Raw genomic sequence first — 15,714 nt, forward strand, 5'->3', positions numbered from 1 at the left:
CGATCACCGAACGGGTTGATCAATGACCTGATCGATGATGATCAGGCTAAGGCACGGACGCACGCGGAGCCTGCGCGGCATCGTGGCGGACGCCCGGGGCGTCGGCGTCATCCGAGGGATCCGCGTTGGACGGGGCATCCGGCGGCGCGGCGGGCGGCGGCGGTGCTCCGTTGCGGCGGATCTGCGCCATCGCGGACGCGAGCCGCGGACGCATCATCGACTGGAGCGGACGTTCCACGAACCGGTGGACGACGAACGCCGACACCAGCACGGAGACCGTGATGACCGGCAGGATCGTCAGCCGGTCGAGGATCGGATGCGGGAAGAACACCTTGACGATCGTCCGCGCGACCGTTTCGTGCATCAGGAACAGCGGGTAGGCGATGGCGCCGAGGAAGGTGAAGCCGCGCCAGTTCACCCTGGAGAGCTTCCGCGACGCGACCAGGGCCATGGTCATGTAGAACACGGTGACGACGACCGGGATCACGATCTCGTGGACGCCCTTCCACGCGTTCAGCGGATTGATGTCCGCCACGAGGTAGTGCACCGACAGCGCCCAGGACGCCGCGATGATCAGCCAGAGCGCGAGGTTGGACCCGAACTTGTAGATCAGGAAGAACGCCATCCCGGCGATGAAGAACGGCGCCGTCTCCGGCAGGAACACGGCGCGCATCAGGTCGTTGCCGGCCTCTTTGGCGTAGGCGCCGACGATCAGCCAGGAGACCATGAAGGTGACACAGCGCCCATAGGTGATGCCGACGCAGGCGAAGAGCGCGATGAGCACGTAGAAGTGCAACTCCACCCACAGCGCCCAGTAGACGACCTCCAGCGGAGCGACGTGCATCCCCTGCTGGAGCATCGTGAGGTTGGGCAGGAGTCGCTGGACGGGGTCGTCGCCGTCACCGTAGGGCACCGCCGAGCCGCAGACCAGGAAGAGCACCAGGCTGAGCAGGACACTGAACCAGTACGCAGGATAGAGCCGGACGACTCTCGCGATGGCGAAGTCGCCGGCGCCCCGACCCCACACGGCCATCAGGATGACGAATCCGCTGATCATGAAGACCAGGTCGACGCCGAGGTAGCCGAAGTGGGCGACCGGGGCCAGCTCGGGATAGATCTTCTGGGCGTCCCGCCCGGCCCAGATCGTGCTGCGCACCCCGGCGAAGTGGTGCAGCACGAGTGCGCCCACGGCGAGGAAACGCAGCAGATCCAACTCGCGCAGCCGCGACGGCACCGGGCGGGCGAGCACGTCGTCGGCGGGCGGCGGGCCGGCTGATCCGGAAGGGGCGGGAGGACGGGTCATCGGATGGCCTCCGCAGGGCTGCGGGACGGGGTCTGGTTCCGGGTGAGCGGGAGACGGTCCTGACGCAGCCTGGCGAGCGCGGTCTTCAGCCTCGACCGCATCCAGCGCTGCGCGGGCTCCTCGACGAGCCGTTGTACCAGGTACGCGAAGCCGAACGCCACGGCGCAGGACACGCCGAGGAGCGTCCATCGGCCGAGCTGGGAACCGATCAGCTCGTACAGCACCCGCCCGACGGTCTCGTGGACGAGGTAGAGCGGGTAGGTGAGCGCGCCGAGGACGGTGAAGCCCCGCCAGCGCACCACCTCGAACTGGTGATTGGCCACCATCGCCATGATCAGGAAGCAAAGCGTGACACCGCCGGTGATGGCGGCTTCCCACATGAGCGGCCATGCCAGATCGTCGTTCACGGTCGCGATCCGGTAGGGGACGACAAGCGCCCAGCACCCGGCCACGATCAGCCACAGGAGAAGGTTCGGGCCGAACCTGTGGATGAGGTAGAAGGCCATGCCGGCAACGAAATAAGGCGCCCACGGCGGCATCAGGATCGCGGCTAGCGGCGCGAAGTCGGCCTCCTGCGCGAAGAGGCCGAGCACGATCCAGAGAACCATGAACGCCACGCAGCGCCCGTAAGTGATGCCACGCCAGACGAGCAGGGAGATCAGCACGTAGAAATGCAGCTCGACCCAGAGCGTCCAGTAGACGTTCTCCATACCCGGCACGCCAATGCCCATCTGCAGCATCGTCAGGTTCGGCAGGAACGGTACGAGCGGGCTGTGCCCCGCCATCGGCGTCTGACCGATGGCGAGGAAGCCGACGAGGGCGAATACGACGCCGGCCCAATAGCCCGGGAAGATGCGCACCGTCCGCGAGACCGCGAAGTCGCCGACCTTCCGCCCCCAGGCGCTCATCAGGATCACGAAGCCGCTGATCAGGAAGAACAGGTCGACGCCGAGATTCCCGAAGTGGGTGACCGGCGCGAGGAACGGCATGTTGTGGTGATTCTCCACGCCCCATCCGCCGATGCGGCCCACGTAGTGGTGCAACACCACAAGGACGGCGGCCAGGAACCGGAGCAGGTCCAGTTCACGCAGCCGTGGCCGGTCGACGGGTGGTGCCGATGTCATCGGCCCGCCTCGGCCGCCTTCGCCGGACGCGCGGCGGCGCGATGGCGTTCCTGCCGCTTCTTCAGCAGCAGGTCGGCGGCGGTGTCGATGTCGCCGTCCCACAGCACACGGCCGCTCTCAAGGAAGACCCCGCGCGTGCAGAGCTGCCGCAGCAGCTTCGCGTCGTGCGCGACGATCACCATGGTGCGGCCGCTGTCGCGGTACTCGTGGAGACGGTCGATGCACTTGCGGCGGAACAACGGGTCCCCGACGGCCAGAACCTCGTCAATGAGGAAGACGTCGGGTTCGGTGTGCACGGCGATGGAGAACGCCAGCCGCATGAACATTCCGGAGGAGTAGAACCGGACGGGCTGGTCGAGGAACTGGCCGATGTCGGCGAACTCCACGATCGAGTCGAACTTGCGGACCGTCTCGGCACGGTCCATGCCGAGGATGGCGCCGTTCAGGAAGACGTTCTCCCGACCGGTGAGGTCCGGGTGCAGGCCGGCGCCCACCTCGATCAGCCCGGCGACGCGCCCGCGGATCCGGACCGAGCCCTCGTCCGGCGGCATCACCCCCGAAATGATTTTCAAGAGGGTGCTCTTGCCCGAGCCGTTCACCCCGACCAGCGCGACGGCCTCGCCGACCCCGATGGTGACCGAGACGTCCTCCAGCGCGGTGAACCGGTCGCGCAGACTCTCCCGGCGCAGCGCCCGCACGGTCATGTTCTTGATCGAGCGGGCGTGCCGCAGCGTGAACCGCTTGGTCACCGCGTCGACGACGACCGCGCGCCGCGTCCCGTCCATCGGAGCCGTCCCGTCCATCAGAGTTCCTCCGCGAAACGGCGCTGGAGCCGGGAGAACACGAACTGGCCCGCCCCGAGCAGCAGCACCGCCAGCGCCAGCAGGACGAGCGCGTCACGGGTGAGGTGAGCGGGGAACTCGAACGTACCGTCGGTCGTCGGCCACCAGAAGGCCCGTTCGAACAGCAGGACCCCGACAGCCATGGGGTTGGCCAGGTAGAGGTCCAGCGCCCAGCCCGGCAGGGTGTCGCGCACCATCGTCCACGGGTAGATCATCGGGACCGACCAGGTGACGAACAACGTCGTGATGTCGACGACCTTGTCGGTGTCGCGGTAGAAGACGTGCAGCGCCGAGCAGATCAGCCCGAGCCCCATCCCGAGCACGGCGACGAGTGCGAACCCGAGCAGCGCCGAGGCGAGCGCCGCGGCCGACGGCGTCCATCCCCAGAGCACCGCGACGGTCAGGACGATGCCCAGTCCCGGCAGCAGGTGCACACACGACACCAGCAGCGACGCGACGGGGAACAGTTCTCGCGGCAGGTACACCTTCCGGACGAGCGGGGCGTTCCCGAGCACCGAGTGAGTCGTGTTGATCAGGGTTTCGTTGAAGAACGAGACCAGGACCAGCGCCGAGAACATGAAGATCGGGAAGTGCTGGATGTACTCGCTCATCCCGAGGAAGACGCCGGCGACGAAGTAGAAGACGGAGAAGTGCGCGGCGGGCCGCACGTACGACCACCCGAGGCCGAGCAGCGACCCCTGGTAGCGGGCGCGCAGTTCCCGCCGCACTATGAGCCTCAGCAGGTAGCGGCGCCGGAAGACCTCGCCGAGCCCTCCTCCGCGTCCCGGCTCGACCAGTTCGGGATCGACCGGGCCGGCCGGCGCCCCGGATACCGCGGTCATTACTGCCGCCGCGCCTTTTCGAAGGTCTCCAGCCACTCCTCCTGCGACGTGAGGCCCGGCAGCGCGTCCCGGTACCGCTGGCTCAGCGGCGCCCAGTCCTTGCCGAGGCGGGCGTGCAGTGCCGACGCGCGCCGGATCAGCGACCAGAACCGCTGCGGGTCGCGCTGGTACCAGGAGACCTTGGTGCCGTCCGCGGACGAGACCAGTGCGCTGTTGAACTTGGTCAGCAGCCACCAGGTCTGGTCGACGTGCGGGACGACGGCTTCAGGGTGGATCTTCGGGTACGGGCCGATCGGCTTGATCTGCCGGGCCGCGCCCATCAGCGCCGTCTGGAACATCGCCCGCCTGTTCTTCGGCGGGACGACGTCGCGGCCCTTGCGCGGCGGCTTGCGCCGCCGGACGGCGGGGAACTCGTCCAGGTCCGCCTTTGCCTGGGCGTCCACGAACTCGGCACGCAGTTCCCGCAGCTCACCCATCTTCGTGACGATCGACGGATGCAGGTCCTCGGGCCCCTTGAGCGCGTCCTCGATCGCCAGCAGCATCAGTTCGGCCGTGGAGTACTGCATGGCCAGTGCGTGCTTGACGGTGATGAACAGGCTTTCCTTCAGCATGTTGCCACCGCGCTCGTACGGGGAGTACAGCAGAGCGGTGACGACCCTGTTCCGTTCGGTGAAGTACGCCTGCCAGTCGGTCATGACGTCCTTGGAGTGCCACGGCACATGCCACACCGCGGCGCCCGGGAGCGACACGGTCGGATACCCGGCCGCCTTGGCACGGAGCCCGTACTCGATGTCGTCCCACTTGATGAAGAACGGCAGCGACAGCCCGATCTTCTGGATGACCTCGACCGGGATCAGGCACATCCACCACGCGTTGTACTCCACGTCGGCGCGGCGGTGAAGCCAGGGGGTGTGGCGGAGCGGATGGGCGGCCAGATCGTGCGAGAGCTCGGTGTGCGGTGCCGGGACCATCCACCAGCGGTACCGGGCGATGGTCTCGCCGAACACGTGCAGCACCGACCGGTTGTACAGATCGAGCATGTGCCCGCCGACGAGAATCGGGCCGCGCGCCAGGTCGGCGAACGTCACCGCGCGCAGAATGCCCTCCGGCTCGAGGATGACGTCGTCGTCCAGCAGAAGCGCGTAGGTGCTGCGCCCGGCCTCGACGGTCTCGTGCATGACCCGGGAGAAGCCGCCGGAGCCGCCGAGATTGGCCTGGTCGATGACGCGCAGCCGGTCACCGAGCGCCTCCGCCGCCGCGGCGAAGTCCGGGTGGTCCTCGACCCGGTCGGTGCCCTGGTCGACGACGAGGATCTCGTCGACGGCGTCCAGCACGTCGCCGGCCGCGGCCAGCGCGGTGAGCTGCTCGACGCAGAATTTCGGCCGGTTGAAGGTCGTGATGCCGAGGGTGGCGGTGCCCGGCTCGGTCCGCTCGGTGACCGCGCACCAGTCCGCGCTGTCGAGCACGGCGGTGCGGCCGTCGGCGACGATGTCGAACCAGTACCAGCCGCCGTCGATGAACGGGGCGAGCGGCAGGTCGACGGTCTCCTCGACGGAGGAGTCGGAGTCGATGTGCAGCGACTTGATTCGTTCCAGGTGGCCCTTGCCGGTGGACCGGTAGATGAGGATCGTCGCCTCGCCGCGGACCCGGACGCGCAGCCGGACGTCCTCGACCGTGCTCCAGCGGCGCCAGTATCCGGCGGGGAAGGCGTTGAAGTAGCTGCAGAACGACACCCGCGTGCCGGACGGCACGACGATGCTGCGGCGGCCGACGATCTCGGCGCTGTCGTCCTGGGATGCGGGCCTGAACGCCGCCGCCGCGCGGGCCGCGTCACCGTCCTGCTCGGCCAGCACCCGCTCGGCGGCGCTCTTGAGGTCGGCGGTGCGGCGGCCGAACACCGCGTTCCCGTCCACGTACAGCTTCAGGACGTCGAAATCGCGCTCGCCGGGCATCACGACCCGGTGCAGGATGCGCAGTCCCTCGCCCGGCACGGCCGGCCGGAGCTGTTCTGCGGGCTCCGTGGGGAGCTCTGGCTGGGTGGCCCGCTCGGTCATCGGTCAACTCCTCCGCTGATCAGCCGCTCGCCCCGTTCGAAATGGGGCCGCAGCCGGTTGTCGACCATGCCCAGGGCGCTGGCGATCGCCATGTGCATGTCCAGGTACTGGTAGGTGCCGAGCCGCCCGCCGAACAGGACGCCGTCCTCGCACCGGGACATCTCCCGGTAGCGCAGCAGGCGCTCGCGGTCCTCGGCGGTGTTGATCGGGTAGTACGGCTCGTCACCGCGTTCGGCGAACCGCGAGAACTCCCGCATGATCACCGTGCGGTCGTCCGGGTAGTGCCGCCGCTCCGGGTGGAAGTGCCGGAACTCGTGGATGCGGGTGTACTGGACGTCCTCGTCGGCGTAGTTCATCACGGCGGTTCCCTGGAAGTCGCCCGTCGGCATGATCTCCGTCTCGAAGTCCAGCGTCCGCCAGCCCAGCTCGCCCTCCGCGAAACCGAAGTAGCGGTCGAGCGGCCCGGTGTAGACGACGGGGACCCGTCCGACGAGATCGTCGCGCAGGTCGAAGAAGTCGGTGCCGAGCCGGACCTCGATGTTCGGATGGTCGGCCATACGCTCCAGCCACGCGGTGTAGCCGTCGACCGGCAGCCCCTCGTGGGTGTCGCTGAAGTACCGGTTGTCGAAGGTGTACCGCACCGGCAGCCGGGTGATGATCTCTGCGGGCAGGTCAAGGGGGTCGGTCTGCCACTGTTTCGCTGTGTAGCCCCGGATGAACGCCTCGTACAGCGGCCGTCCGATGAGGGACACCGCCTTCTCCTCCAGGTTGCGCGGCTCGTGCCCGGCGGCGATCTCCGCGGCCTGCTCGGCGATCAGCGCGCGGGCCTCGTCCGGGGTGAAGGCTCGGCCGAAGTACGCGCAGATCGTTCCGAGGTTGATGGGCAGCGGGTAGACGCGACCCTTGAAGGTCGAGTGGACGCGGTGCTGGTAGCCGGTGAACCGCGTGAACCGGTTGGCGTACTCCCACACTCGCTCGTTGGACGTGTGGAACAGGTGCGCGCCGTACCGGTGGATTTCGATGCCGGTCTCGGGCTCATCCTCGCTGTAGGCGTTGCCGCCGATGTGGTCGCGCCGGTCGAGGACCAGTACCCGCAGCCCCAGTTCCGCCGCGCAGCGTTCCGCGACGGTGAGCCCGAAGAAACCGGAGCCCACCACTACAAGATCAACGTTCACGGTTCATCTTCCTGCGACGCCCCCCGCGTCGTACGCGCGATCCGTCCCCGGCGACCGGCCGCGGGCCCGCTCTGTCCGCAAGGGGATTGACTGAGGATCGACACTGGATCGACAATGCTGCGCGGCCAACATACCGACACATTGATCCCGGTTGTGGAGATTGACCCTCGTTGGCCGGTTGTACTCTGCCTGTGATCCGGAACGGCGTCTTGCGCGTCCCACCCCGCGACCGGCAGAGGAGAACCTGGTGGCAGCGGACCCCGGCGGCCCCCCGCCCACCGTTTTCCTCCATATCGGCGCGCCCAAGAGCGGGACGACGTTCCTGCAGGGCCTGCTGTGGGACAACGCCGAGGCGCTGTCCGAGGCCGGCGTCCACCTGCCAGGCGGGTCTTTCAGCGCGCAGGTACGGGCCACCCGCGACCTCCGCCGGCTGGAACCGGAGCCGGACGAGCCCGAACCGGGCTGGGACGGCGCCTGGGACCTGCTGGCCGACAGCGTCAAGACGTCCGGCCATCACACCGCCGTGGTCTCACACGAAGTGCTGTGCGCGGTGGACGCGGAGGGCGCCGGACGGGCGGTGCGGTCCCTCGCCCCCTGCGAGGTCCACATCGTCTACTCCGCCCGTGATCTCGCCGGGCTGCTGCCCTCGGAATGGCAGGAGTACGTCAAGCACCGGTTCCACCACGACTTCGGTCACTGGCTGCGCGAGGTGATCGACGGTCCTCCCGACGGCGGCGCCGCCTCCTGGTTCTGGCGCGTGCACGACATCCCCGAGGTGCTCGGACGGTGGGCCCCGCACGTCCCGCCGGAGCACGTGCACGTGCTGACCGTGCCCGGCCCGGACGCCCCCCGCGAGCGGCTCTGGGAGCGCTTCACCGGGCTGCTCGGCATCGACCCGGCTGTGGCGGACCTGTCGGCGGCCCGCGCGAACGCGTCGCTGAGCTGGACGGAGACCGAGCTGCTGCGCAGGCTGAACGCGGCCGTCGACGAAGACGCCCCGATGTGGCTGTACCACCGGCTGGTCACCGACGTCCTCGCGCTCAAAGTCCTGCCTGGCCGGGGTGAGCCCGGCAGGGTACCGCTGCCTCCGGACCGCCGCGCATGGGCGGGAGGCAAGGCCCGGGAACTGGTCGAAGGGGTCCGTTCCGCCGGCTACGACATCGTCGGCGACCTCACCGAACTGCTGCCCCGCGAGCGGCCGCCGGAGAACGGTACCGCCGCCGCGCCAGGGGACACGGAGTTGCTCGACACGGCCGCCCACACCATCCTCGGACTCCTCGATCGCGTCTCGATGCTCCGCGAGGAGATAGCCGAGCTGCGTGACGAACGCCGGGAGCAGCGGCACACCGCACTGCCCAAACTGATGGCCCGCCATCTCAGTGAACGCAACGAGGCCGTCTGGAAGATGCGGGTCGGGTACTGGCACCTGGTGGAGCGGCTGAAGGGCATCGAGCCGCCGCCCGAACCCGCGGCGGAGGCCGAGGACGAGGCGGCCGGCGGAGCCGGCGAACCCGGTGGGCCCGGTACCGTCCTGTCCCGCCGGGCCGACGCGCGATGAGCTCCGGCGCTGCGGACGCGCTGGTCACCGCCGTCGTCGTCACCTACAACAGGCGCGACCTCCTGACCGAGGCGCTCGACGCGCTCGCCGCCCAGACGCGGCGGCCGGACGTCGTGATCGTCGTGGACAATGCCTCCACCGATGGCACCCCCGCCCTTGTCCGCGAGCGGTTCCCGGACGTCGACCTGGTCGAGCTCGGCACCAACACCGGCGGCGCGGGGGGTTTCGCGGCCGGGATCGCCCGCGCGCTGGACACGTCCGTCCCGGAGACCGCCAGTGCGGGCGGTGTCGCGGGCGGGCGGACCCCGCTGATCTGGCTGATGGACGACGACACCGTCCCCGAGCCCGGGGCCCTCGCAGCGCTTCTGGATGCCCGGGAACGGGCACCCGGCGATCCTGTCCTCGTCGCCAGCCGCGTCCTGTGGACCGACGGCGGCGATCATCCGATGAACACCCCGCGCGTCAAACCCGGCGTGTCCCGGGCCGAGCTTGCGGCCGCGGCAGAAGCCGGCTGCATCCCCGTCCGGTCCGCGTCGTTCGTGTCCGTGCTCGTCGATGCGGCGGCCGTGCTGGACCGAGGGCTGCCGGTGGCGGACTACTTCCTGTGGAACGACGACTTCGAGTTCACCACTCGGCTGCTTCGGGGGCGGACCGGGCTGTACTGTCCCGCAAGCATCGTCGTCCACAAGACCAGGACGTTCGGCGGCACCGACGCCGACCCCGGGGAGCGTTTCTACTATGAGGTTCGCAACAAGCTCTGGCTGTTCACACGCAGCCGCGGGCTCGCACCGGCCGAACGCGTCCTCTACGCCGGATCGTCCGTTCGGCGCTGGACGCGCACCTATGCCCGCTCGCGGGACCGGGCCACTCTGCGCCGCGGGTTGCGGGCCGGTGTACGCGACGGCCTGCGGCGGCGTCCACGCCCGACCGAGGAGGTCATTTCGGCTGCCATGCGTCGATATGATCCCTGACAACGCAAACGACGCAGGGCCAAGGGGAGGGCGGGTGTGACTCCGAAGGGGACGCCGGACGACGAGCACGGGGACGGCCTGCCCGAGGAGGGCTCGCCGTCCCAGCACCTGCCGGGGCCGCCTCCGCCGCCGCAGTGGCTCAACGAGGTCGACGACGAGGACGACGAGCAAAGCGGCACGGGCGACCGGGGCAGCCAAGGCGAGGACGACCTGGCCGGGCGAACCGAGGTCTTCCGGCGAGACGCGGCGCCGGCAGCGCCGCCGCCGACCGAGTCGGCCGGCAACATCGCCGACCTCACCATGACCGACTTCTCCCGCGGCACAGCGACCGGCGCCCCGGACACCGGCGAGCCGGAGGCCGACGAGGACGAAGGGCAGGACCGCACCCGGGTGGAGCGCCTCCCAGGGGCTGCGCAGCAGGACGCGCAGGCTCCGCCGGCTCCCCCTCCGTTCCCGTGGGCGCAGCAGATCCCGGGCGAATCGCCAGCACCACCGGCACCAGAACCTCCACAGCCTCCCGCGGCGCAGTATCCCGCGCCCGTACCCCAGCCACCGGCACCTCAGCCGCCCCTACCTCAACCACCGGTACCTCAACCACCGGCATCCCCCGCCCAGGCGGCGCCACCGCCGTTCCCATGGGCGCAGCAGATCCCTGGCACGCCGAGCCCTCCGTCCCCCGGGCCGTTCCCATACGCCCAGGAGATCCCCGGGCAGTCACCGGCGCCCGCGCCCCAGCCGTTCCCATGGGCGCAGGATGTCCCCGCCCCTGGAGCGTCCGGCAACCCGGTCTCCGGTACACCCGTCGCACCGCCGCCTCAGGTCGAGGAGCCCTGGCGGACGACGCCCGGGCCCAGCCGTAAGGGGATCAACAAGAAGATCCTCTTCGGCGTGATCGGCGGCGTGGCCGCCGCCGCACTCGTCGCGGGCGGAGTGGTCGTGCTGCTCGGCATGGGTGACGGCCCCGCCGGGAGCGGCGAGGACGCACGGCTCGCCGGCAAAGTGTTCGCGGCGGATCCGGCCGCCCGTTCCGATGGCCGCGACCAGGAGCTCACCGGTGTCGCGGCCTCCGGCACCACCGTGGTCGCCGTCGGCGGCGAGGCCGACCCCGGCAACTACCGGGGCGTGTTCTTGGTGTCCGCCGACGGCGGCCGCACCTTCGAGGCCGCCCGGGTCGAGGGCCTGGACGGCGGCGAGCCCGGCTCGACGGAGATCCCGAGGGTGGTCGGCGGCGGCCCCGGCGGCTGGGTCGCGATCGGCACCCGGCCGGGCGGCGGCGCCGTGTGGACGAGCGAGGACGGTCGGACGTGGCGACGCCAGCCCGACGCGGCGGGCGACGTCTTCGGCCCCGGCAACCGTGTGTCGCAGGTCATCCGTACTGACAAGGGTTTCCTCGCCATCGGCGAACACTCCCGCAAGCGCGACTTCTCCGACTCCGTTCCCGCCATCTGGCTGTCGGCCGACGGACGGAACTGGGACGCGCTGACCGGCAAGCAAACCGGACTGCCGCTGCGCGGGAAGGTCGTGGTGGAGGAGGTCGCGTTCAGCGGCGGGGTAGTGCTGATGGAGAGCCTGCACGCCCCGGATCCGGACAAAGCCACGTTCCACCGCGCATGGCGATCGACCGACGGTGGCCGCACCTGGTCACCCGCCAAGATTCCCGCCCCGAAAGGCACCCGCGGACTGAAGATCGGCGGCGGTCCGACGGGGCTGGTGGCGGTCCGCGAGGTCAAGTCCGGGAAGTCGTCCTACGGGCAGGTCTACACCTCCAAGGACGCCGACGACTGGACCGAGGGCGGGAAGCTGGAGTCGGCCGACTACAAGCGCGTCCACCAACTGCTGGCCACCGGCACCGGCTTCACGGGCATCCTGCAACGCGAGCGCGACCTGCTGATCTCCCGCTCGGCGGACGGCGAATCCTGGCAGGAGGCGGGGACGCTGCCTTCGGCCTCGGGCCGCATCCTGCTCGGGGCGTCGGCCACCGGCGAGCACACCGTCCTGGTCGGCCGTGACCCCGGCAACGGCGACCTGAACGCTTTGCTGGCGGTGCGGGGCGCGAACGGCACCGAGATCCCCGTCGACCCGCTCAAGATTCCCGGCGCGTTCCGCAACGACCGGGCCGTCACCGCGGTCGCCGCGGAGGGCGCTCAGGCGGTCGCGGTCGGCAGCACCGGCGGCGACGCCGCGATCTGGACGTCGGCGGACGGTTCGGCGTGGAAGCGCGCCCGTTTCTCCGGCGGCATCTCCCGCCCGGCCCTGCAGCGGCTGCTCGGCGTGACGCGCGGCGGCGCGGGCTGGCTCGCAGTCGGCGACGGGGGCGGCGCACCGCGCGAGCCCCTGGTGCTGACATCGGCGGACGGCAACATCTGGAAGCCCGCCGACACCGATCCGGTGTTCGAGCAGAAGGGTGAGCTCCACCTCGCCACCCATGGCGTCGCAGCCGGCCCGTCCGGCTATGTCGTCGTCGGCGACGACGGGCTGTCCGGCGCGATCTGGTTCTCTCCCGACCTGAAGACCTGGCAGCGCGGCAGCGGTGCCGGGCGCAACGACCTCACCGCGGAGAAGAACGGCAACCGCTGGATACGTTCGGCCGCCGGAGGCGACTTCGGCTTCGTCGCGGTCGGCGGCATGCGGAACCCGGACACGCCCGGTCCCGGCCTCCCGGCCGTGTGGACGTCGCCGGACGGCAAGAAGTGGAAGCTGCAGGAGCTCAAGCTTTCCTCCGGCCTGTCGCAGGGATGGCTCACGCATGTCGCGGTCAAGGGCAACGTCCTGGTCGCAGCAGGCGACGCGGCGGGTACGTCCGGGACGACGGCCCTCGCCTTCATCTCCAACGACGGCGGTACAACCTGGCGCGAGAGCCGGCCGCCGATGCCCGACTCGACGGAGTCCGTCCGGGTGACGGCCGTGACGACCACGCCGCAGGGCTTCACCATCTCCGGCGCCGCCGGAAGCACGGGCGCGTCCAACGTCGTCACGTGGACGTCGGCGGACGGGTCGTCGTGGGAGCTGCAGACACCCGGCGGGGACGTTCTCGCCGGGACGGGCCGGCAGGAGATCACGGGCCTGACGCCGTTCAAGGGCGCTCTGCTCGGCGTGGGACGTAGCGTCTCCCGCTCCGGCGAGCAGCCCGTCCTCTGGAGCCGCCCGCTTTCGTGACCGTTCCCGGCGCGGCGGCTCAGCCCTCCTGGCGCGGACGGGCGGGGTCGCGGCCGGGAATGCTCTCGTGGCCGTCGGCGGCGCCGGTCGCCGGGCGGGCATGGCGGGGTATGTATCCGGGCTGTACGGCCACCGTCACCCGGCGCGCGTCCTCGCGGTCGCGGGACCGGTTGCGGCGCGCGCCATAGGGGGCCACGACGCGGCGGTAGAACGGCTTGCGGATCATGGTCGGGACCAACCGGTAGCCGCCGCGCACCATCACGTTCCGCAGGTACTGCGGCTGTGAGATGAAGCCCTCGCGCAGCATCTGGCGTTGCAGCCGCAGTTCCGAGCGCAGCAGGTCGCGGCCGCCGCGCCGCTCGTACGCCCCGTCCCCCACCCGGTAGTAGACGAGAGGCTCGGCGATGTTCACCACCCGTGCGCCGTTCACGATCATCCGGACGAACAGCCAGTAGTCCTCCATCAGCGGCAGGTCGCCGTAGCCGCCGGCGGCCACCACGGCGCTGCGGCGGTAGACGACCGTCGGGTGGTTGAACGGGTCGTGCAGCCGCGAGTAGCGGGCGATGTCGTCGGGGTCGCTCGGCGGGGTGCGCTGACCGACGATGTCGGAGATGTCGGTACTGAATTCCAGCAGGCCGGCGCCCACGAGGTCGGCGCCCGCGCGCACCAGCGGGACCTGGGTCTGGAAGCGGTGGGGCATGGCGACGTCGTCGGCGTCCATCCGGGCGACGATGTCGTGGCGGGCGGCCTTGAGGCCGGCGTCCAGGGCGGGTCCGAGGCCGCGGTTGCGCTCCAGGCGGACGAACGACACCTCGACGGGGCTTTCGGTGACCAGTTCCCGCAGGCAGTCCGCCAGTTCGGTCGGGACGGGGCCGTCCTGGACCAGGACCACCTGGTCGGGCCGGAGCGTCTGCTCGTGCACCGCACTGCGGAAGGCGCCCCGTGCGTGCTCCGCGCGATCACCGCCGTAGACGGTCATCAACAGGGTGAAGGCTTCGGGCTGCATGCGTCCGTTCCGGGGGGGGCGTGGGCGCCCGGCAGAGCCCTGTGCGGGGGCGGCTCCTGGGGGCAGAGGGTCGGAGGGATCGAGTGCGCTGTCTTACATGTGACGCTTTAAGGCGGTTGCTGGGTTACCCGCCGACACGATACCGATCGGCGGTGCCGGGTGTGGCCCCGGTGGCCCGGATGCGGCCTCGGTGGCCGGGGTGCGGCCCCGGTGGCCGGGATGCGGCGCGTCAGGTTCGGGCGCAGGCGTCGCGGTCGGCGCGGATCTCGCCGGCGACCTTGGGGACCGCCTTGTTCACGCCGCGCAGGTCGGCGCCGTCCTTGCCGATGACGAGGTAGACGTAGCCGGGTTTGGCGGACTGCCAGGCGCGCGGTTTGTGGCCGGGCACCGCGATGGCCATGCGGGCGGCCTGGCGCTCGGCGCCCGCGCCGTACAGGATCCGGGTGCGGGCGTACTGCTTGCGGCTGGTGCCGACCTTGACGACCTGGAAGCCGCGCTCGGTGAGCTGGTCCGCCGTCCGCTGCGCGAGGCCGTGGACGCCGGCCGCGTTGTAGACGCCGACCCTGACCTGGGCCGGAGGGACGGGCTTGACCTGGTTCTGCGCCGCCACGGGCGTCGGCGGGGCCGGCTCGGGGAGCTTGTTGTCCTCCCGGACGGCCCGGAACAGCGGCTCGGCGCGCGCCCGGTCGAACTGGACGCGGTTCCTGTCCTGCGGGTACGCCTGCACGGGGACGGTGACGAACCGGACCTTCCCGGCGCTCATGCCGCGCAGGCTGCCCGCGAGCTTCTGCATCACCGAGAGGGTGAGGTCGTCGTCCGCCTTGATCGAGCTCGCGGCGGCGGAGAGGAAGTCGTAGGTGCGTCCGGGGTCGGTGAGCATGCCCTTGTCGGTGGCCTTCTTGACCACCGACGCCATGAACGCCTGCTGCCGCTTGATCCGGTCGAGGTCGGAGCCGTTGCCGAGCACGTAGCGGGTGCGGACGTAGCCGAGGGCCTGCTCGCCGCGGACGACCTGGCGGCCCGCCTTGAGATGCAGTTCGGCCTTAGGGTCGTCGACGCGCCGCGGGACGCAGATCTCCACGCCGCCGAGCGCGTCCACGACGCGTTTGAAGCCGGCGAAGTCCACCTCGACGTAGTGATCGATGTGGATCTTGGTGAGGGACTCGATCGTCCGCCAGGTGCAGGCGGGGCCGCCGTTGGAGAAGGCCGCGTTGATCATCCCGAACTGGGCGGGGACGGTGCTGCCGTCCTTCTTCTTGCAGGGCGGCATCTGCACCATCGAGTCGCGCGGGAAGCTGATGCCGATGGCGCTCTCGCCGCCGGGCGAGATGTGCAGCAGGATCGTGGTGTCGGAGCGCTGCCCCGCCTCGACGCCGTAGCGGGCGTTCTCCCCCTGCCGGCTGTCGGAGCCCATCAGCAGGATGTTCAGCGAGTTGTTGAGTTTCTCCGGACGGTCGTCGCCGAGCCGGCCGTCGACGTTCTCGCGGTCGATCTGTCCGTCCAGCCGCCGCCAGAACCCGTACGCGGTGAGGCTGCCGGCCACCAGCACCACCGACATCACGATCGACAGCCCGCCGAGCACACGCCACAGACGCCCCCGCACCGGCGTTTCCGGTGACGGCGGGGCGGTGTCCGCGTAGTAGACGGAAGACGGCGCGGCGGCTCGCTGCATCCGTAACATTT

Annotated in this window: 11 protein-coding genes; 3 read left to right on the forward strand and 8 right to left on the reverse strand. The window is 70.4% G+C overall.

All coding sequences use genetic code 11. From position 1 onward, the window contains the following. Positions 1-46 precede the first annotated feature (46 nt). The 6 genes from ACGFK0_RS21115 to glf are packed head-to-tail and all read right to left on the reverse strand — an operon-like array spanning position 47 to position 7,340. Entirely contained in the window at positions 47-1,303 is a 1,257-nt protein-coding gene (locus ACGFK0_RS21115) for an acyltransferase family protein (protein ID WP_392906973.1), read from the reverse strand. Further along, positions 1,300-2,427: an acyltransferase family protein gene (locus tag ACGFK0_RS21120; protein ID WP_392906975.1), complete on the reverse strand. Its 1,128-nt coding sequence runs from the start codon at positions 2,425-2,427 to the stop codon at positions 1,300-1,302. The genes ACGFK0_RS21115 and ACGFK0_RS21120 overlap by 4 nt, the downstream gene beginning before the upstream one ends. Then, positions 2,424-3,230 carry an ABC transporter ATP-binding protein gene (locus ACGFK0_RS21125; RefSeq protein WP_392906977.1) on the reverse strand — a complete coding sequence of 269 codons (807 nt, stop codon included), beginning with the start codon at positions 3,228-3,230 and terminating at the stop codon, positions 2,424-2,426. The genes ACGFK0_RS21120 and ACGFK0_RS21125 overlap by 4 nt, the downstream gene beginning before the upstream one ends. Further along, a complete protein-coding gene (locus ACGFK0_RS21130; protein WP_392906979.1) occupies positions 3,230-4,111 on the reverse strand; it encodes an ABC transporter permease in 882 nt (293 codons plus the stop codon). The genes ACGFK0_RS21125 and ACGFK0_RS21130 overlap by 1 nt, the downstream gene beginning before the upstream one ends. Beyond that, positions 4,111-6,165, reverse strand: a complete 2,055-nt coding sequence (locus ACGFK0_RS21135; RefSeq protein ID WP_392906981.1) for a glycosyltransferase — start codon at positions 6,163-6,165, stop codon at positions 4,111-4,113. Before ACGFK0_RS21135 ends, ACGFK0_RS21130 begins: the two co-directional genes overlap by 1 nt. Next, positions 6,162-7,340 (reverse strand): UDP-galactopyranose mutase, encoded by a 1,179-nt coding sequence (gene glf, locus ACGFK0_RS21140; RefSeq protein ID WP_392906982.1) that lies wholly within the window; start codon positions 7,338-7,340, stop codon positions 6,162-6,164. The genes ACGFK0_RS21135 and glf overlap by 4 nt, the downstream gene beginning before the upstream one ends. Positions 7,341-7,587: 247 nt before the next feature. Here glf and ACGFK0_RS21145 point away from each other — a divergent pair, with 247 nt between their 5' ends. The 3 genes from ACGFK0_RS21145 to ACGFK0_RS21155 are packed head-to-tail and all read left to right on the forward strand — an operon-like array spanning position 7,588 to position 13,025. Next, entirely contained in the window at positions 7,588-8,898 is a 1,311-nt protein-coding gene (locus ACGFK0_RS21145; protein WP_392906983.1) for a hypothetical protein, read from the forward strand. Continuing rightward, positions 8,895-9,869, forward strand: a complete 975-nt coding sequence (locus ACGFK0_RS21150) for a glycosyltransferase (RefSeq protein WP_392906984.1) — start codon at positions 8,895-8,897, stop codon at positions 9,867-9,869. Before ACGFK0_RS21145 ends, ACGFK0_RS21150 begins: the two co-directional genes overlap by 4 nt. A gap of 36 nt (positions 9,870-9,905) precedes the next feature. After that, on the forward strand, positions 9,906-13,025 hold the full coding sequence (locus tag ACGFK0_RS21155) for a WD40/YVTN/BNR-like repeat-containing protein (RefSeq protein WP_392906986.1): 3,120 nt from the start codon (positions 9,906-9,908) through the stop codon (positions 13,023-13,025). A 19-nt stretch (positions 13,026-13,044) separates the two neighbouring features. Here ACGFK0_RS21155 and ACGFK0_RS21160 read toward each other — a convergent pair whose 3' ends face one another. Both ACGFK0_RS21160 and ACGFK0_RS21165 read right to left on the reverse strand, forming a co-directional pair. Next, positions 13,045-14,031, reverse strand: coding sequence for a glycosyltransferase (locus ACGFK0_RS21160; RefSeq protein ID WP_392906987.1), 987 nt, complete (start codon positions 14,029-14,031; stop codon positions 13,045-13,047). 229 nt (positions 14,032-14,260) lie between these two features. Beyond that, the gene (locus tag ACGFK0_RS21165) at positions 14,261-15,703 is read right to left on the reverse strand and encodes an LCP family protein (RefSeq protein ID WP_392906988.1); all 1,443 of its coding nucleotides are present in this window, start codon (positions 15,701-15,703) and stop codon (positions 14,261-14,263) included. Between the last annotated feature and the right edge of the window lie 11 nt (positions 15,704-15,714).

This window comes from Spirillospora sp. NPDC048823 (assembly GCF_043198445.1).
Taxonomy (GTDB): Bacteria; Actinomycetota; Actinomycetes; order Streptosporangiales; family Streptosporangiaceae; genus Spirillospora.